The organism is Arthrobacter sp. FB24, assembly GCF_000196235.1.
In the GTDB taxonomy this organism is placed as follows: Bacteria; Actinomycetota; Actinomycetes; order Actinomycetales; family Micrococcaceae; genus Arthrobacter.
Map to the genome: position 1 here is coordinate 2,322,082 of NC_008541.1, position 18,093 is coordinate 2,340,174.

14 protein-coding genes are annotated in these 18,093 nt (G+C 65.2%); 7 read left to right on the plus strand and 7 right to left on the minus strand.

What is annotated here, in order from left to right; all coding sequences use genetic code 11:
• The first annotated feature begins 6 nt into the window (after positions 1-6).
• Positions 7-549, plus strand: coding sequence for a dihydrofolate reductase family protein (locus tag ARTH_RS10420; protein WP_011691907.1), 543 nt, complete (start codon positions 7-9; stop codon positions 547-549).
• An 18-nt stretch (positions 550-567) separates the two neighbouring features.
• Here the strand turns inward: ARTH_RS10420 and ARTH_RS10425 are convergent, their stop codons facing one another.
• Complete coding sequence (locus ARTH_RS10425; RefSeq protein ID WP_011691908.1) at positions 568-1,032, minus strand: hotdog fold thioesterase; 465 nt, start codon at positions 1,030-1,032, stop codon at positions 568-570.
• Positions 1,033-1,255: 223 nt separating this feature from the next.
• Between ARTH_RS10425 and polA the strand changes: the two genes are divergently transcribed.
• The 3 genes from polA to rpsA all read left to right on the plus strand — a co-directional run bounded on the left by polA (position 1,256) and on the right by rpsA (position 6,990).
• Positions 1,256-3,898: a DNA polymerase I gene (gene polA, locus ARTH_RS10430; RefSeq protein ID WP_043430677.1), complete on the plus strand. Its 2,643-nt coding sequence runs from the start codon at positions 1,256-1,258 to the stop codon at positions 3,896-3,898.
• A 77-nt stretch (positions 3,899-3,975) separates the two neighbouring features.
• On the plus strand, positions 3,976-5,265 hold the full coding sequence (locus tag ARTH_RS10435; protein WP_011691910.1) for a GNAT family N-acetyltransferase: 1,290 nt from the start codon (positions 3,976-3,978) through the stop codon (positions 5,263-5,265).
• 249 nt (positions 5,266-5,514) lie between these two features.
• The gene (gene rpsA / locus ARTH_RS10440) at positions 5,515-6,990 is read left to right on the plus strand and encodes a 30S ribosomal protein S1 (protein ID WP_011691911.1); all 1,476 of its coding nucleotides are present in this window, start codon (positions 5,515-5,517) and stop codon (positions 6,988-6,990) included.
• A 112-nt stretch (positions 6,991-7,102) separates the two neighbouring features.
• Here the strand turns inward: rpsA and ARTH_RS10445 are convergent, their stop codons facing one another.
• The 3 genes from ARTH_RS10445 to ARTH_RS10455 form a co-directional block, all read right to left on the minus strand.
• Complete coding sequence (locus ARTH_RS10445) at positions 7,103-7,531, minus strand: DUF1810 domain-containing protein (RefSeq protein ID WP_011691912.1); 429 nt, start codon at positions 7,529-7,531, stop codon at positions 7,103-7,105.
• 128 nt (positions 7,532-7,659) lie between these two features.
• A complete protein-coding gene (locus ARTH_RS10450) occupies positions 7,660-8,193 on the minus strand; it encodes a GNAT family N-acetyltransferase (protein ID WP_011691913.1) in 534 nt (177 codons plus the stop codon).
• Between the two features lie 4 nt (positions 8,194-8,197).
• Positions 8,198-8,896 (minus strand): IMPACT family protein, encoded by a 699-nt coding sequence (locus tag ARTH_RS10455; RefSeq protein ID WP_011691914.1) that lies wholly within the window; start codon positions 8,894-8,896, stop codon positions 8,198-8,200.
• Between the two features lie 22 nt (positions 8,897-8,918).
• Between ARTH_RS10455 and coaE the strand changes: the two genes are divergently transcribed.
• The 3 genes from coaE to ARTH_RS10470 all read left to right on the plus strand — a co-directional run bounded on the left by coaE (position 8,919) and on the right by ARTH_RS10470 (position 13,526).
• Positions 8,919-10,211, plus strand: a complete 1,293-nt coding sequence (coaE, locus tag ARTH_RS10460) for a dephospho-CoA kinase (RefSeq protein WP_011691915.1) — start codon at positions 8,919-8,921, stop codon at positions 10,209-10,211.
• 40 nt (positions 10,212-10,251) lie between these two features.
• Complete coding sequence (uvrB, locus tag ARTH_RS10465) at positions 10,252-12,333, plus strand: excinuclease ABC subunit UvrB (RefSeq protein WP_011691916.1); 2,082 nt, start codon at positions 10,252-10,254, stop codon at positions 12,331-12,333.
• A 164-nt stretch (positions 12,334-12,497) separates the two neighbouring features.
• Positions 12,498-13,526 (plus strand): TerC family protein, encoded by a 1,029-nt coding sequence (locus ARTH_RS10470; protein ID WP_043429752.1) that lies wholly within the window; start codon positions 12,498-12,500, stop codon positions 13,524-13,526.
• A gap of 73 nt (positions 13,527-13,599) precedes the next feature.
• On the opposite strand, the gene ARTH_RS10475 is transcribed toward ARTH_RS10470, so the two are convergent.
• The 3 genes from ARTH_RS10475 to ARTH_RS10485 are packed head-to-tail and all read right to left on the minus strand — an operon-like array spanning position 13,600 to position 18,050.
• Positions 13,600-14,952 (minus strand): alpha/beta fold hydrolase, encoded by a 1,353-nt coding sequence (locus ARTH_RS10475; protein ID WP_043430679.1) that lies wholly within the window; start codon positions 14,950-14,952, stop codon positions 13,600-13,602.
• A 31-nt stretch (positions 14,953-14,983) separates the two neighbouring features.
• Positions 14,984-15,484, minus strand: coding sequence for a GNAT family N-acetyltransferase (locus ARTH_RS10480; protein WP_011691919.1), 501 nt, complete (start codon positions 15,482-15,484; stop codon positions 14,984-14,986).
• A gap of 19 nt (positions 15,485-15,503) precedes the next feature.
• Positions 15,504-18,050: a DEAD/DEAH box helicase gene (locus tag ARTH_RS10485; protein WP_011691920.1), complete on the minus strand. Its 2,547-nt coding sequence runs from the start codon at positions 18,048-18,050 to the stop codon at positions 15,504-15,506.
• Positions 18,051-18,093: the final 43 nt, after the last annotated feature.

The following is an 18,093-nucleotide window of genomic DNA, read 5'->3' on the forward strand; positions in this document are numbered from 1 at the left end:
GGGGCCATGTCCAGACTCCAATATTTCGTGGCCTCATCCCTCGACGGATTCATCGCCACGTCCGATGACAACCTGGCATGGCTCCTCCAGTTCGACGGGTTCGAAGGCGGCCGGGAAAGCTACGAAGCCTTTATGTCCGAGGTCGGCTGCATCGTCATGGGCGGCGACACCTACGCCTGGCTGATGGAGCACGAGCCGGACAACTGGCCCTACCCTGACACTCCGTGCTGGGTCTTTACCCACCACGAACACTCCGCGCCCCGGGGAGCCGATGTCACGTTCGTCCGCGGCGACGTCCAAGAATTCATGGACGATTTCAGGGCAGATGCCGGCGGCAAGAACGTCTGGCTGGTTGGCGGGGGAGAGCTGGCGGCCCAATTCGCCGATGCAGGCCTGCTGGACGAAATCATCGTGTCCATCATCCCGGTGGTTCTCGGTGCCGGAAAGCCTGTGCTGCCCGTCAAAACAGGGCCAACCCGGCCGCTGGAGCTGGAGGCGTCCAGCACGATGGGCAGGGGAATTGTCGAGCTGCGGTACAGGCTCGGCTGAACCGGCCCGGCTCAAGCCTCAGGGTGCGATGTCCCGGATCAGGTTGGTGATGCGGGCGGTGGAGAGCCTGCGGCCCTTCTCATCGGTCATCACGATCTCGTGCGTGGTCAGCGTGCGCCCCAGGTGGATCGCGATGCAGGTTCCTGTCACAGTGCCGGAGGCAATGGCGCGGTGATGGGTTGCCCCCACCTCAATGCCCACCGCCTGCCGTCCCGGGCCGGCGTGCATGCCTGCAGCGAATGAGCCGAGCGTCTCGGCCAGCACCACGTGGGCGCCGCCGTGCAGGATCCCGGCCACCTGCGTGTTGCCTTCCACCGGCATGGTTGCCACGGTGCGTTCGGGGCTCATTTCGAGGAAGTGGATGCCCATCTTCACCACCAGCGCACCGACGCCGTATTCGCCCAGCCACTCATGCATTTCCTTCGGGATTCCGGCGGCTGCCAGTTCGTCAGCGAACGGCCCGGGCGTGAAATTGTCCATCATGGGAACTAGGCTGGCACCTGTGAGCGAAACTACCAAACCGGCCCTTGCCCCCCTTTCGGCAGACACTGCTGCAGACATCCTCCCGGCAGCTGAGGCCGAATCAGCGACTGCGGCCAAACCCGCCCGGAAAACCACACGCACCGCGGAGCCGGTTTCCGCCACCGAGGCCCCCGTGATTCCCATCACCGACCAGCCGCGCCTCCTGGTGCTGGACGGGCACTCGATGGCCTTCCGGGCGTTCTTCGCGCTGCCCGCGGACAAGTTTTCCACCGCCGCGGGGCAGCACACCAACGCGATCCACGGTTTCACGTCCATGCTCATCAACCTGATCAAGGAACAGAAGCCCACGCACGTAGCTGTGGCGTTCGACGTCTCTGACGAGACCACCCACCGGAAGGCCGAGTACAGCGAGTACAAGGGCGGCCGCAACGAAACTCCCCGTGAGATGAGCGGCCAGATCGACCTTATTGACAAGGTCATGGGCGCGTGGGGCATCAAGACCATCAAGATGCCCGGCTACGAAGCGGATGACGTCCTGGCTACGCTCGCCGCCATGGGGGAAAAGGCAGGCTACGAAGTGCTGCTGGTGACGGGCGACCGCGACGCCTTCCAGCTGATTACGGACAACGTCTTTGTGCTCTACCCCAGGAAGGGCGTCAGCGACATTCCCCGCCTGGATGCCCCCGCCATCCAGGAAAAGTACTTTGTCAGCCCCGCCCAGTATTCGGACCTGGCCGCCCTGGTGGGCGAGTCTGCGGACAACCTTCCCGGCGTGCCCGGCGTTGGTCCCAAGACGGCCGCCAAGTGGATCAACCTCTACGGCGGCCTGGAAGGCGTGCTGGAACACCTCGACAAGATCGGCGGCAAGGTGGGCGACTCCCTCCGCGAAAACGTGGACGCCGTGAAGCGGAACCGCCGGTTGAACAGGCTCCACACCGACCTCGAGCTTCCCGTGACCCTGGACGACCTCGCCGACCCCCGGCCGGACCAGGCGGCGCTGGAACAGCTGTTCGACGAGCTGGAGTTTAAGACCATCCGCACCCGGCTCTTTGCCCTCTACGGCGCCGAAGAGGTGGACCTCGCCGAGCGTGAGAGCCTCGACATCCCGGATTACAGCACGCCCGCCGGAGCAGCCGAGCTGAGCGCATTCCTGGCTGCGGGCGCCGGTCAGCGGTCCGCCGTCGCCGTCGACCTTGTTCCCGGACGCATCGGCGAGGATGCCGCCGCGCTGGCAATCGTCCGGGACGGAGCCGCGGTATACATCGACCTTTCCGGCCAGGATGCCGAGGCCGAAAACGTCCTGGCGGCCTGGCTGCGCGACCCGGAAGCGCCCAAGGTCATGCACGGCTTCAAGGCCGCCCTCAAGGCCCTGAGCGCCCGCGGACTGGAACTGGAAGGCGTCGTCGACGATACGTCGATTTCCGGTTACCTCATCCAGCCCGACCGCCGCACTTACGAGCTCGCGGAGCTGGCGCAGCACCACCTCAACATCGAAATCTCCACCGCCGTGGCGAAGGCCGGGCAGCTGGAATTGTCGTTCGACGGCGATGACTCCGCCGCCGCCGGTGAACTCGTCCACGCTGCCGCCGTCGTCCACGCCCTCAGCCGCTACTTCGAGGCGGAACTGAAGGAGCGCAAGGCCGAGGAGCTGCTGTCCACGCTGGAACTTCCGGTGAGCCAGGTACTGGCGGATATGGAACTCGCCGGAATCGCCATCGACATGCAGCGGATGGATGAGCAGCTGGCCGACCTTGCCAAGGTGATCGACAACGCCCAGGAACTTGCCTTCGCCGCCATCGGACACGAGGTCAACCTCGGATCACCCAAACAGCTGCAGACCGTGCTGTTCGACGAACTCCAGCTGCCCAAGACCAAGAAGATCAAGTCCGGTTACACCACCGACGCCGCATCGCTCAAGAACCTCCTGGAAAAGACCGGGCACGAATTCCTGGTCCAGCTGATGGCGCACCGGGAATCCTCGAAACTCCGCCAGATGCTGGAGTCGCTGAAGAAGTCCGTCGCCGAGGACGGCCGCATCCACACCACCTATGCGCAAAATGTCGCAGCCACCGGCCGTATCTCGTCCAACAACCCCAACCTGCAGAACATCCCCATCCGGAGCGAAGAGGGCCGGCGCGTCCGTGGCATCTTCGTGGTCAGCGAGGGCTATGAATGCCTCCTTTCCGCGGACTATTCGCAGATCGAGATGCGGATCATGGCCCACCTCTCGGGGGACGCCGGCCTGATCCAGGCCTACCGGGACGGCGAAGACCTTCACCGGTTTGTGGGATCGAACATCTTCCACGTGCCCACCGACCAGGTCACAAGTGCCATGCGGTCCAAGGTCAAGGCGATGTCCTACGGCCTGGCCTACGGCCTGACCTCGTTCGGACTGTCCAAGCAGCTGGAAATTTCTGTTGACGAGGCCCGGACATTGATGAAGGAATACTTCGACCGCTTCGGAGCCGTGCGCGACTACCTCCGCGGCGTGGTGGACCAGGCCCGGATCGACGGCTTCACGGCCACCATCGAGGGGCGCCGCCGTTACCTGCCGGACCTCACCAGCACGGACCGCCAGCTGCGCGAGAACGCGGAACGCATTGCGCTCAACTCACCCATCCAGGGTTCCGCGGCGGACATCATCAAACGGGCCATGCTGGGCGTGCATGCTGAATTGAAGGCCCAGGGCCTCAAATCACGGATGCTCCTGCAGGTCCATGACGAACTGGTGCTTGAAGTTGCCGCCGGTGAACGGGAAGCGGTGGAAAAGCTGGTGACGGAGCAGATGGGCTCCGCCGCGGACCTCAGCGTGCCGCTGGACGTCCAGATCGGCGTCGGGCCCAGCTGGTACGACGCCGGTCACTAAGCAGTCTCAAGGCATGCAGGACGCCTTGCGCGGGCGTCCTGCATGGGTCATTCATTCGGTTCAAGGGGGAGCATTACGTGGCAGACAAGTATGAGATCCGGCGGTTCGGGGCGGCAGAGAAGGGTGCGCCCGGCTACGAAGAGGGAACCGACTGGATCCAGGCCGTGGGCTTCGGATTCCACGACACCCGCAGGAGCGATGAATTCGTGGACAAGATCATGTCCATGTACCGCTCGGACGGACGCGTGCTGACCGGCGTCTACCAGACGGGGGAGGTCGCACCGCATGCTTTGGGCGCCGGCATTCCGGTGGCAACCTTCGGGACACTCCGCAGGGACCTGAACGTCGGCTACGGACGCCAGCTGCTGACGCATATGGTGACGGCGGTGACTGTGCGGGGAACGCACCGCCGCCAGGGGCTGCTGCGGCGGATGATGACCGAGGACCTGACCGCGGCGAAGGGCGACGGCCTGGCCATGGCCGCCCTGACCGCCTCGGAGGGTTCCATCTACGGCAGGTTCGGCTACGGTGTTGCCACCTTTGAACGCAGCATCAAGGTGGATACCGGACCACGGTTCGGGCTCCGTCACCAGCCCTCCGGCGCGGTGGAGATCGCGGACCGGAAGGTGCTGCTCGACCTGGCCCCTGAAGTGTTTGAGCGGGTGCACCGGCACACCCCGGGTTCCATCGTCCGCCAGGACGCCTATCGGCAGAACGTATCCGGAACGGTGGGCCGTGACGGCAACGAAGATGAAGCCATCAAGTGTGCGCTGCACTACGACGCCGCTGGAGCAGTGGACGGCTACGTCTCGTACAAGTTCGCCGGCTGGGACACCAAGCCCTACACGGTGGAAGTGGTGGACCTGGTGGCAGGAACGGATGCCGCGTACCTGGAGCTCTGGCAGTTCCTGGGCAGCATCGACCTGATCCAGCGGGTCAGCTGGGCGGACGCACCGGTGGATGATCCGCTGGTGTGGGCCCTCTCGGACCCGCGCTGTGTTGAGGCCTCCGACCACCGGGACATGCTCTGGCTGCGGATACTGGACGCCGGCAAGGCATTGGGCGCCCGCCGCTACTCCGCTGACGGCCGGCTGGTGCTCGCTGTTGAAGATGCCATGGGATTCGCCGGCGGCACGTTCATCCTGGACGTCAGCGGCGGCGAGGCCAGTGTCTCGGCGGCGCCGGCAGATGTCCTGCCGGAGCTGTCGATGGACGTGGCCGACCTCGCCTCCATCTACCTCGGTGCTGTGTGTCCGGTGACCTTGAAGGCGGCGGGACGGATCCGGGAACACGCGCCCGGCGCCGCCGTCCGGGCGCGGCTGATGTTCGCCGTCGAACGGGCGCCGCACTGCCTGACGCATTTCTAAGCCGATACCGGCCGGCCCCCCGCGGCACGAGCGACGTGAAAGCGGCCGGCGACCATGCCGGCCGCTTTGACCGGTGTTGGCCGCGGCGACTAGAATAAACGGGCGTGTACTACGTGCACGTGTCTAGAATCCACAAATCAGGATGAACCTGGCAGACCTATGTGGTCGGCCATCACCCGCGCCCCCGTCCATACGGGTGTGCGGCGGTCCGCCTGACCGACTAACTATCCACAACGGAGCCCCTACTACATGACCATCACCTCCACCGAGAAGCCCGGTACCCCCGTAGTCGCGATTAACGACATCGGTACCGCTGAGGACTTCCTCGCAGCAGTCGACGCCACCATCAAGTACTTCAACGACGGAGACCTCGTCGAAGGTACCGTCGTCAAGGTCGACCGCGACGAAGTTCTGCTCGACATCGGTTACAAGACCGAAGGTGTCATCCCCTCCCGCGAGCTGTCCATCAAGCACGACGTTGATCCCGGAGACGTCGTCTCCGTCGGCGATCAGGTCGAAGCCCTGGTGCTCACCAAGGAAGACAAAGAAGGCCGCCTGATCCTCTCCAAGAAGCGTGCTCAGTACGAGCGCGCCTGGGGCGACATCGAGAAGGTCAAGGAAGAAGACGGTGTCGTCACCGGTACCGTCATCGAGGTTGTCAAGGGTGGTCTTATCCTCGACATCGGTCTGCGCGGCTTCCTGCCCGCATCCCTCGTCGAGATGCGCCGTGTGCGCGACCTTGCTCCGTACATCGGTCAGCAGATCGAAGCCAAGATCATCGAGCTGGACAAGAACCGCAACAACGTTGTGCTGTCCCGCCGTGCATGGCTCGAGCAGACCCAGTCCGAGGTCCGCTCCACGTTCCTCAACAAGCTGGAAAAGGGCCAGGTTCGTCCGGGCGTCGTTTCCTCCATCGTCAACTTCGGTGCCTTCGTGGACCTGGGCGGCGTAGACGGCCTGGTTCACGTTTCCGAGCTGTCCTGGAAGCACATCGACCACCCGTCCGAGGTTGTCGAAGTTGGCCAGGAAGTCACTGTCGAGGTTCTCGAGGTCGACCTGGACCGCGAGCGCGTTTCCCTGTCGCTCAAGGCTACGCAGGAAGATCCGTGGCAGACCTTCGCCCGCACCCACGCCCTCGGCCAGGTTGTTCCGGGTAAGGTCACCAAGCTCGTTCCGTTCGGTGCGTTCGTTCGCGTCGAAGACGGCATCGAAGGCCTCGTTCACATCTCCGAGCTGGCAGTCCGCCACGTGGAGCTGGCAGAGCAGGTTGTCTCCGTTGGTGACGAGCTGTTCGTCAAGGTCATCGACATCGACCTTGAGCGCCGCCGCATCTCCCTCTCCCTCAAGCAGGCTAACGAGGGCGTTGACGCCGACAGCACCGAATTCGATCCCGCTCTCTACGGCATGGCCGCTGAGTACGACGAAGAGGGCAACTACAAGTACCCGGAGGGCTTCGACCCGGAGTCCAACGAGTGGCTTGAAGGCTACGAGAACCAGCGCGCAGCCTGGGAGCAGCAGTACGCTGACGCCCAGACCCGCTGGGAAGCACACAAGAAGCAGGTTGCCCAGCACGCTGCCGACGACGCTGCAGCTGCAACGTCCGGTGACAGCGATTCCGGCACCACCAGCTACTCCTCCGAGCCGGCTGCAGCCGAGACCGGTGCAGGCACGCTTGCTTCGGACGAGGCTCTTGCAGCACTGCGCGAGAAGCTGACCGGCAACTAATTTCCCGGTTCTCTTCCGGACCTGATTCCGGAGGGCCCAGGCAGTTAGCACGCTGAAGGTGGCCGTCCCCGAAAGGGGGCGGCCACCTTTTTGTTTATCCCGGCACCTCTATTTAGCCCAGCAACCGGTCGGTCGCAGGGTCCGGGGTTCCGTCGAAGTAGCGGTCCAGAACTTCCTGGAAGACCGGCTCTGCGGGGTCTGCGCGCAGGAAGAGGGTCATGGAGGACTGCAGCTTCCGCGCGTCGATCCCGCCGAAGATCCGGACAGCACTGACCCCGGTGTGGGCAGCAACGGCCCGGGCGCACTCAAGCAGCCGCGGACCGAGTACGGGGTGGCCCAGATAGGCCCTGGCCTCGGCCAGGGACGTGATCGCGTACCTCCGGGAGGTGGGGGTCTGCCCAAGGCCGGCGACCTGAGGGAAGATGAACCACATCCAGTGGCTTTCCTTGGACCCGTCGGCTAGCTCTCCAAGGGCCCTGTGATAGGTTCCGTTGGCGTCCTGGGCCTGCACGAACCGTTCCAGGTTGAAGGGATCTTCCACGGGTTGCCTCCCTAACTCAGTTGGGCACTATCAGTCCATCCAACCACCTGCCCGTGCTGGAAACGCCAGCCGGCGCCGGGACATGTTCGTGTACTCACGCCTCAGGGATACCCCCGAGAAGGACCGGGTCAGTGCAGACTGATGCGGGCCGTCAGGGGCGTGGTCACGCCGTCCCCGGCCAGCTCGGCACCGGCCGAGCGCAAGAGTGCCCGCGCCGCCGAATTTCCGGCGGTCGTTTCGGCCTGCAGCACCGAGGCGCCTGTAGCTGCAGCCACGGTGCACACGAGCTTCAACGCCTCCCGGCCGATGCCCCGGCCCCGGAAGCTGCGTCCCAGCCAGAGCCCGGTTTCCAGCGCCGTGACGGCCGATGCTGCCGTTCCGGCGCGCTTGAGCCGGATGGAACCGGCAAGCCGTCCATCGCAGCTGATCGCCCAGGACTTCTGCGCGGCGGGTCCGTCGAGGCCGGCCGCCGCGGCGCGGTGGTAGTTGAGGAACCAGCCGATCCGCTCCGCGTTCCAGCCGGGGGTGGCACCTAGCGTGGGAGTGACGTCGTCGGCAGCGGCGTCCGTGAGGGCGACGTCCAGCAGCTTCTCCAGGATCTCCTCGGTGACGTCCAGCAGTTCCACGCAGCCTGCGAGGGATGACGGTGAAGAAGGAGACATCGGTTCAGAAGGGCACATCGATCCATTCCGTTTCTCCCGGCCGCAGGGCGGCGCTGCCCGCAGTCATGGAAGCAAGCCGTTCGCCGGCCCGCTCAAGTTCGTCCGCCTGATCGGGCAGGGCGAGCCTGAGGACCGTGGTGATGGCCCCGTAGCTGGTTTCCGCCATCACATAGCCGGCAGCGCGGAGGTCGTTTTCCAGGCGCCCGGCCGCCGAATGCGGCACCTCCACGGAACAGATCCTCAGCCGGCTCCGCCGAACCAGTGGTGCCAGGTCCAGGGCGGACGACACGGACTCCGAGTAGGCGCGCACCAGTCCGCCGGCTCCCAGGAGAATCCCGCCAAAATAGCGGACGACGACGGCACTGATGTCGCTGAGGTCGGTCACCCCCGGCGCGGTTTCGCGTCGGAGGAGGGCCTCCAGCATGGGGATGCCCGCGGTTCCGGACGGTTCTCCGTCATCGCTCGAACGCTGGATGTCCCGGTCTGGTCCCAGGACGAACGCCGAGCAGTGGTGCCGGGCGTCGTGGAACTCCTTGCGCAGTCCGGCCACCAGCGCCCTCGCGCCGTCCTCGTCGCCGGTGCGCCGGATCACCGTGATGAACCGCGACCGTTTGACCTCCAGCTCATGGCGGAAGTCGGGCCCGGCCGCAAGGGTCGTGTAGGCAGTTGCCCTGCTTTCCCTGGGTTCAGCCTCTTCCACCACCGGATCAGTTTAGTCTGGTGGGGTGCTGAAGATCGGGTTGACGGGCGGTATCGCCTCAGGGAAGTCAGTTGTTGCCTCGCATTTGCGGAAGCTGGGGGCCGTGCTGGTCGACGCCGACGCCCTGGCCCGTGAAGTGGTGGAGCCGGGTACCCCCGGCCTGGCCCGGGTCGTGGCGGCCTTCGGGGAGGACATGCTGGGTGCCGACGGCCGGCTGGACCGGGCGCGGCTTGGCGCGCTGGTGTTCGGCGACCCGGACAGGCTCGCCGTTCTCAACAGCATCGTTCATCCCCTGGTCCGGGAGCGGGCCGCAGCGATGATCGGCGCCGCCCCCCGCGGCGCCGTCGTTGTGCAGGACATACCCCTGCTGGTGGAGACGGGCCAGGGTAGCAATTTCCATCTGGTGCTGGTGGTGGATGCCCCGGACGAGGTACGGGTGCAGCGCATGGTGGAATACCGGGACATGACCGAGGAGCAGGCGCGGTCCAGGATGGCGGCGCAGGCCGCCAGGGACGTCCGCGTGGCCGCGGCGGACGTGGTGCTGGACAACTCCGGAACCGTTGATGAACTGCAGGCTGCCGTCGACGTGCTGTGGGCCAGCCGGCTGGCCCCCTATGCGGACAACATCAGCAAGGAGCGGCCGGCTCCGCGGACGGGCGGCCCGGTGCTTGCCCCGGCCGATCCCACGTGGGGAACACAGGCGGCGCGGCTCGCCGGCCGGATCGCGGCTGCCGTCCCGGCGGACATCCTGGCGGTCGATCACATCGGGTCCACGGCGGTCCCCGGGCTCGATGCCAAGGACATCATCGACCTCCAGTTGACTGTTGCGGACCTGGCAACGGCCGACCGGATCGCACCGTTGCTTGCCGCGGCGGGCTTTCCGCTGTGGGCCGGCGTTTTTGCCGACAGCCCCAAGCCCTCGCACCCTGATCCGGCCGACTGGGCCAAACGCCTGCACGGAAACGCGGACCCCGGCCGTCCCGTGAACCTGCACATCCGGCCTGCGGGCTCGCCGGGGTGGCGGTTCGCTTTGTCTTTCCGGGACTGGCTTCGCGATGACGCTGCGGCAAGGGCCGACTACCTGGCGGAGAAGCGGAGGGTTGCGGCGCTCCACAGGGTGGACAAGTCAACCGCGGGTTACGCGGCGGACAAGGAAGCATGGTTTTCCGAGCACGCCGCCGAACGGATGGACGCGTGGGTGCGGCGCACGGGATGGCAGCCGCCGTCGTATGCCACACCCATAGCCGCCGGCGCGGCCGGCGGTCCAGCCGACATCGGGGAAGGCGGAGGCACAGCCGGCAGTACCGCCCAAAGCTGAATCACGGCACGATGTCGGTGCCCGGCGGTAGATTAGATTCATGAGTCTTGCCCAGGAAATCAACCGCGTCGTGGCTCCGTTCGAGGTCATCAGCGAGTTCAAGCCGGCAGGCGACCAGCCGGCCGCCATCGCTGAGCTGACGGAGCGCATCAAGAACGGCGAAAAGGACGTGGTGCTGCTTGGCGCCACCGGTACGGGCAAAAGCGCGACGACGGCCTGGCTCATCGAGCAGGTCCAGCGCCCCACCCTGGTGATGGTGCAGAACAAGACCCTCGCCGCGCAGCTGGCCAACGAATTCCGGGAACTGCTCCCGAACAACGCCGTCGAGTACTTCGTGTCGTACTACGACTACTACCAGCCCGAGGCCTACGTGGCGCAGACGGACACCTTCATCGAGAAGGACTCCTCGGTGAACGAGGAAGTCGAACGGCTCCGCCACTCCGCCACCAATGCGCTGCTGACCCGCCGCGACGTGATCGTGGTGGCCACCGTGTCCTGCATTTACGGCCTGGGCACGCCGGAAGAGTACATCGCCGGCATGGTGACCCTCCGCAAGGGGGCTGAGATGAACCGCGACGACCTGCTCCGGAAGTTCGTCTCCATGCAGTACGCCCGCAACGACATGGACTTCCACCGCGGCACGTTCCGGGTCCGCGGCGACACCGTGGAAATCATCCCGATGTACGAGGAACTGGCCATCCGGATCGAGTTCTTCGGTGACGAAATCGAGAACATCCACACCCTGCATCCGCTGACCGGCGAAGTGATCCGGGATGAGGAAGAGATGTACGTATTCCCGGCGTCGCACTACGTGGCCGGTCCGGAACGCATGAGCCGGGCGATCAAGCGGATCGAAGACGAGCTCGCCGAGCGGCTGCAGGTGCTTGAAAGCCAGAACAAGCTCGTCGAGGCCCAGCGGCTCCGGATGCGCACCACGTACGACCTCGAAATGATGCAGCAGATGGGCTTCTGCAACGGCATCGAGAACTACTCCTCGCATATCGACGGCCGCGCCCGCGGAACCGCGCCGCACTGCCTCCTCGACTACTTCCCCGACGACTTCCTGCTGGTCATCGACGAATCCCACGTCACCGTTCCGCAGATCGGCGCCATGTACGAGGGCGACATGTCCCGCAAGCGGAACCTGGTGGACTTCGGCTTCCGCCTGCCTTCAGCGATGGACAACCGGCCGCTCAAGTGGGACGAGTTCCAGGAGCGCGTGGGCCAGACCGTCTACCTTTCGGCCACCCCCGGCAAGTACGAACTCGGCAAGTCCGACGGTTTCGTGCAGCAGATCATCCGGCCCACCGGCCTGATCGATCCCGAGGTGGTAGTGAAACCCACCAAGGGCCAGATCGACGACCTGCTGGGCGAGATCAAGACCCGCACCGCGAAGAACGAACGCGTCCTGGTCACCACCCTCACCAAACGGATGGCCGAGGACCTCACCGACTACCTGCTGGGCCACGGCGTGAAGGTGGAATACCTGCACTCCGACGTGGACACGCTCCGCCGCGTGGAACTCCTCCGGGAACTCCGCATGGGTGTCTTCGACGTCCTGGTGGGCATCAACCTGCTCCGCGAAGGCCTGGACCTGCCCGAAGTCTCCCTCGTGAGCATCCTGGACGCGGACAAGGAAGGCTTCCTGCGTTCCTCCACGTCACTGATCCAGACCATCGGACGCGCAGCCCGTAACGTCTCGGGACAGGTGCACATGTACGCCGACCGCATCACAGACTCCATGGCGCACGCCATCGACGAAACCAACCGCCGGCGGGCCATCCAGGTGGCCTACAACACTGAACACGGCATCGACCCGCAGCCGCTGCGGAAGAAGATCGCAGACATCACCGACCAGCTCGCCAAAGAGGACGCCGACACGCGCGAACTGCTCGCCGCCTCCGGGAAGACCCGCGGCAAGGGCAAGGGCGCGTCGACTGTGCGCGCGGACGGTCTGGCGGCCGCGCCGGCGGAGGACCTCGTGGGACTCATCGAGCAGCTGACGGAACAGATGCACGCCGCGGCCGGCGAACTCCAGTTCGAACTCGCGGCCCGGCTGCGTGATGAAGTAGGGGAGTTGAAGAAGGAACTGCGGCAGATGCAGGCAGCGGGGCACGCCTAGGGTAAAGTTATTGTCACGTAGGGGAGTATCCCAAGCGCTACGATCGTCAACACGCACGGCATAGATGCCCTGCCGGGCGTAGCGGGCTGCCGATTCAGCACCAAGTGCACAGGCAAGCCGGAGAGACTTACACCGCATCTCTGTACCCTGCGAAAGGCATCCCTGTGCTCGATTTACCCGTTTGGTTTGAGGTCGGCTCATTCGTCGTCCTCGGCCTCATCCTCGCTTTCGACCTCCTCCTGGTGCTGCGCCGCCCGCACGAGCCTTCCATGAAGGAAGCCGGCCTGTGGGTCACGTTCTATGTTGCCCTGGCCCTGGTCTTTGCGGGTGCGATGTTTGCCTTCACGGGCCCGGAATTTGGCGGGCAGTTCGTTGCTGGCTGGGTGACGGAGTACAGCCTCAGCATCGACAACCTCTTTGTGTTCATCATCATCATGGCGCGCTTCTCGGTGCCCCGTAAGTACCAGCAGGAAGTGTTGATGGTGGGCATCATCATCGCGCTGATCCTGCGCGGCATCTTCATCCTGCTCGGCGCCATCGTCATCGAGCAGTTCAGCTGGGTCTTCTACATCTTCGGCGCCTTCCTGCTCTGGACCGCGTGGAAGCAGGCCCAGGACGAGGGTGAAGACGAAGAGGACAAGGAAAACCCGCTGATCGCGAAGCTCCGCAAGGTGATTCCGATGTCGGAGAAGTTCGACGGCGGCAAGCTGCGCACCACGGTTGACGGCAAGAAGGTCTTCACCCCCATGCTGATCGTTTTCGTCACGATCGGGCTGACCGACCTGCTCTTCGCTGTTGACTCCATCCCGGCGATCTTCGGCCTGACGCAGAGTCCGTTCATCGTCTTCACCGCAAACCTGTTCGCCCTGATGGGCCTGCGCCAGCTGTACTTCCTGCTGGGCGGCCTGATGAACCGCCTGATCTACCTGAAGCACGCGCTGTCCTTCATCCTGGCGTTCATTGGCGTCAAGCTGGTCCTCCACGCGATGCACGTCAACGAGCTCCCGTTCATCAACGGCGGCAAGCACATCGAATGGGCCCCGGAAATCCCCACGTTCGTGTCCCTTGCCGTCATCGTCGGCACCATCATCGTCGCCGTGATTGCCAGCCTGGTGAGCTCCAAGGCCGCACAGGCGAAGGTGGACGCCCGCCTCGAAGAGGATGCCCGCAAGAGCATGAGCGACGCCGACTAGGCTCCCGCACCGCCCAACGCACAGAAAACCCCGGCCGCATGGGTGGCCGGGGTTTTCTGTTTTCCGGATCCGCTCAGTTGCGGACTGAGCGCACCATTCCCAGCAGCCGCCCGAAGATGCCTTCGCCGTCGTCCGCGATGCCGTCGTGGTGGAAGTCCGCGGTCTCCCAGACCTGGAGCCCGCGCACGGCCGAAGCCGTTTCGAGCGAAAGGTCCCGGTCAACGTAGATGTCCTCGCTGTACACCGCGGCAGCAACGGGAACGGTGTTCGCTCCCAGCCGCTCCAGGTCATACAGCGGCTTCCAGTCGGATTTCTCGGCCAGCAGTTGGGCAACATCGCTCAGCGGCCGGAGCGCGGCGTCCTGTTCGAAGTACCAGGGATAGACCATTTCCCCGGTCAGCAGCGGCTCGGCAGCGTCCGGGCGGAATTCGGGAAAGTCCTGGAGTACGCGCAACGCGGCCCAGTCCGTCGCTTCCTGCTGCCCGTAGATGGACTCGTGCATGAGTGCATACAGCGGGTTCCCTGCACGGGTGACGACTCCACGCACCTGCTCCAGGAACGCGTCCGAAAGGCGGTCGCCGGCGGGTGTGGCCACGAAGGCGTCCTCGAGCAGATGGTGCAGGGTGTCCACCCGGGTGTTTCCGCCAAGGAACGAGCCCACCATCTGGAAACGCTCCACGGTGAGCCGCTCGCCGTCGGGCAGGTGCTCCACCGTTTCGCGAAGGTGACGGGCAATGCGGGTGACCGCGGCGCGGTCCTCGGGGTAGGACTTGAAGTATTCTGCGTTGCGGGCCGCGACGCGGCGGTAGGTGGCCTGGTACACACGGTCCGCAGGGCCCTGCAGGGGAGCCAGCCCGCCGGTGATGAGCGCCTCGCGCAGGCCGTGCGGCGCGAAAGAGAGGTAGCTGAGGGCACAGAAGCCGCCGTAGCTTTGCCCGTAGATGGTCCACGGTGCGGACCCGAGGGCATACCGGATCGCTTCCGCGTCAGCCACGATCGAGTCCGCCCGGAAGTGCGTCAGGTACTCCAGCTGGTCCGTTTCGTTCCCCCGAAGCGGGAGCGTGTTGCGGTCGATTGGAGTGGACAGCCCCGTGCCGCGCTGGTCCAGCATGAGGATACGGAAATCCCTGGCGGCGGCCTTGCTCCAGCCGCCCAGGGAGGGGAAACGGTTGCCGCGTCCGCCGGGGCCGCCCTGAAGGTACAGCAGCCACGGCAGCCTGGCGGCATCTTCCTCGTTGTGGTCGGCGGAGACGTACTCGCGCGCAAACACGGTGATGGTTTCCCCGGTACCGCCGCTGAAATGATCCAGCGGCACCTCGAAATAGTGCTCGGCGGTGCGCATCCCGCGGTACTCATGGCGGGCCTTGACGGTGTGCGGGACGGCATCGGGAACCTTGGCGGCGGCATCGGCTGCGGCCTCCAGCATTCCCACGGCGGAGAGCCCGGTCATCGGTAGATCAGCCAAGGACCTGCGCCTCGCGGGACGTCCCGAAGGATTCGAGGGCTTCCCCCGTCAGCCGGAAAGTGGACCATTCTTCCATGGGAAAGGCGCCCAGCTTCTTGTAGAAGTTGATGGACGGTTCGTTCCAGTCCAGAACGCTCCACTCAACGCGCGCGTAACTGCGTTCGACGGCGGTGGCCGCCAGGTGCTGCAGCAGCGCCTTGCCGTGGCCTTCGCCGCGGGCCTCCGGGGTCACGTAAAGGTCCTCCAGGTAGATGCCGTGGACGCCTTCCCAGGTGGAGTAGTTCAGGAACCAGAGCGCGAAGCCGCGGACGTCACCGGATTCGTTCTCCGCCATCGCGGCGTATACCCGTGGATTTTCGCCGAAGAGGACCCCGGCGAGCATTTCCGGGGTGTTCCGGACGGCGTGGGGTTCCTTCTCGTAGATGGCCAGTTCGTGGATCATCTGCAGGATGACGGGGACGTCTTCAACGGTTGCGGGGCGGATTACACTCATTGTTCGAGTTTACTAGCGACTACAGCCGGTTCACGTCGGTCACCCGGACCACTGCAGTGCCGGTTTCGTCGGACGCCGCCAGGTCCACCTCTGCCGAGATGCCCCAGTCGTGGTTCCGGGCGGGATCGTCGAAGATCTGCCGCACTTTCCAGATTCCGGGTTCCTCGGTGATGATCAGCAGGCCCGGTCCGCGGGCGTCCGGCCCGGTGCCGATGTCATTGTGTTCGTCGAAGTAGTCGTCCAGGACGTCTTCCCAGCGTTCGGCATCCCAGCCGGCGGCGCCGTCGAGCTCGCCCAGATCGGTGGCCGCCTCATCGGCGAAGAGCTCCACGCGCCGGAACATCTCGTTCCGCACCATGACCCGGAAGGCCCTGATGTTGGACGTCAGTGACGGCGGGGGAGGCGGGGGAGCGTCATGCGGAGTCGGGGCGGCGCCTGAGGTCAGCTCCTCCCATTCGTCCAAGAGGCTGGAATCGACCTGGCGGACCAGCTCGCCCAGCCACGCAATCAGGTCCTCGAGGTCCTCCCGCAGGGCGTCCTGCGGCACAGTCTGCCGCAGTGCCTTGAAGCCGTCGGCGAGGTACCGCAGCACAATGCCTTCGGAGCGGGCCAGCCCGTAGAACTGGACGAATTCGCCGAAGTTCATGGCCCGTTCGTACATGTCCCGGACTACCGATTTAGGCGCGAGTTCGAAGTCGCCCACCCACGGCGCGGCCTTGCGGTAGACATCGAAGGCCTCGCCAAGAATTTCCGCGAGCGGCTGCGGGTAGGTGACATCCTCCAGCATGGCCATGCGCTGGTCGTATTCAATGCCGTCGGCCTTCATGGCGGCGATGGCTTCGCCGCGGGCCTTCTTCTGCTGGGCCGAGAGGATCTGCCGGGGCTTCTCCAGTGTGGATTCGATGACGGACACCACATCAAGGGCGTACGACGGCGACTCCGGATCGAGGAGTTCCAGCGCCGCCAGCGCGAACGGCGAGAGCGGCTGGTTCAGCGCGAAGTTGGCCTGCAGGTGGACCGTGAGCCGGACGGTCCTGCCGTCCGGGCCCTGTTCCTCGGGCGGAATCCGTTCCACAACTCCCGCGGCCAGCAGCTCCCGGTAGATACCCAGTGCCTTCTTCATCAGCTGCAGCTGTGAACTGCGGGGTTCGTGGTTTTCGGTGAGAAGCCGGCGGGCAGCCTTGAACGGGTCGCCGGGCCGTTCCATCAGGTTCATCAGCATGGCGTGCGTGACAGTGAAGCTGGAGGTCAGCGGGTCCGGGACTGAGTTGACCAGCCGGTTGTAGGTCGGTTCGCCCCAGGACACAAAGCCCTCCGGCGGCTTGCGCTTGACCACCTGGCGGAGTTTCTTCTGGTCGTCGCCGAACTTGGCGGTGGCCTTGGCCATCGCCTTGACGTTCTCAGTCACATGTTCGGGAGCCTGCACCACCACGGTGCCGGCGGTGTCGTAGCCGGCCCGCCCCGCGCGGCCCGCGATCTGGTGGAACTCGCGCGAGTTCAGCAGCCGGGTGCGGACGCCGTCGTACTTGCTCAGGGCGGTGAGCAGGACGGTGCGGATGGGCACATTGATGCCAACACCCAGTGTGTCGGTGCCGCAGATGACCTTGAGCAGGCCGGCCTGCGCCAGCTGCTCCACCAGCCGCCGGTACTTCGGCAGCATTCCGGCGTGGTGGACGCCGATGCCGTGCCGCACCAGGCGGTTGAGGGTTTTGCCGAACCCGGCCGCAAAACGGAAGCCGGCAATCAGCTCAGCGATTTTGTCCTTCTCCTCGCGGGTGCAGACGTTGATGCTCATCAGGTTCTGCGCCCGGTCTATTGCCTCAAGCTGGCTGAAGTGGACCACGTAGACGGGGACCTGCTTGGTGGAGAGCAGCTCCTCGAGGGTCTCGTGCACAGGAGTCTGCTCGTAGTAGTAGTGCAGCGGAATCGGACGTTCAGCGGAACTGACGGTCGTCGTCGGGCGTCCCGTCAGTTCCGTGAGGCCGGCCTCGAAGCGGCTGACGTCCCCCAGCGTGGCGGACATCAGCAGGAACTGCGCCTGCGGGAGTTCCAGCAGGGGTACCTGCCAGGCCCAGCCGCGCTGCGGGTCGGAGTAGAAGTGGAACTCGTCCATGATCACTGCGCCGAGGTCCGCCCCGGCGCCCTCGCGCAGGGCGATGTTGGCGAGAATCTCCGCGGTGCAGCAGATGATGGGCGCGTCCTGGTTGACGCCCGAGTCGCCGGTGATCATGCCCACGTTTTCGGCGCCGAAGATGTCGCACAGGGCGAAGAATTTCTCCGAGACGAGGGCCTTGATGGGAGCCGTGTAGTAGCTGCGGTCACCGCGCGCCATGGCCTGGAAGTGCGCGGCGATTGCCACCAGGGACTTGCCGGAACCGGTCGGTGTCGCCAGAATGACGTTGTCTCCGGATGCCAGCTCCATGATGGCTTCGTCCTGCGCGGCGTAGAGGGACAGCCCGCGGCTCTCCGTCCATTCGACAAAGCGGGTGTAGAGCTCGTCCGGATCGTGGTTCGTCCCGCTGGACGTGCGTTCGGCCGGGACAGGGAGCTGCTCAACGAGTTTCATTGCTTTCAAGCTTAGTGCCCGCCGCCAATGGGTGGTTCTTCCT

Excerpts from the sequence above, each read along its gene's own strand:
- ARTH_RS10420 (WP_011691907.1), top strand. The coding sequence starts at position 7 with ATGTCCAGACTCCAATATTTCGTGGCCTCATCCCTCGACGGATTCATC.
- ARTH_RS10425 (WP_011691908.1), bottom strand. The coding sequence starts at position 1,032 with ATGATGGACAATTTCACGCCCGGGCCGTTCGCTGACGAACTGGCAGCC.
- polA (WP_043430677.1), top strand. The coding sequence starts at position 1,256 with ATGGCCTTCCGGGCGTTCTTCGCGCTGCCCGCGGACAAGTTTTCCACC.
- rpsA (WP_011691911.1), top strand. The coding sequence starts at position 5,515 with ATGACCATCACCTCCACCGAGAAGCCCGGTACCCCCGTAGTCGCGATT.
- ARTH_RS10450 (WP_011691913.1), bottom strand. The coding sequence starts at position 8,193 with ATGTCTCCTTCTTCACCGTCATCCCTCGCAGGCTGCGTGGAACTGCTG.
- uvrB (WP_011691916.1), top strand. The coding sequence starts at position 10,252 with ATGAGTCTTGCCCAGGAAATCAACCGCGTCGTGGCTCCGTTCGAGGTC.
- ARTH_RS10475 (WP_043430679.1), bottom strand. The coding sequence starts at position 14,952 with ATGCTGGAGGCCGCAGCCGATGCCGCCGCCAAGGTTCCCGATGCCGTC.
- ARTH_RS10480 (WP_011691919.1), bottom strand. The coding sequence starts at position 15,484 with ATGAGTGTAATCCGCCCCGCAACCGTTGAAGACGTCCCCGTCATCCTG.
- ARTH_RS10485 (WP_011691920.1), bottom strand. The coding sequence starts at position 18,050 with ATGAAACTCGTTGAGCAGCTCCCTGTCCCGGCCGAACGCACGTCCAGC.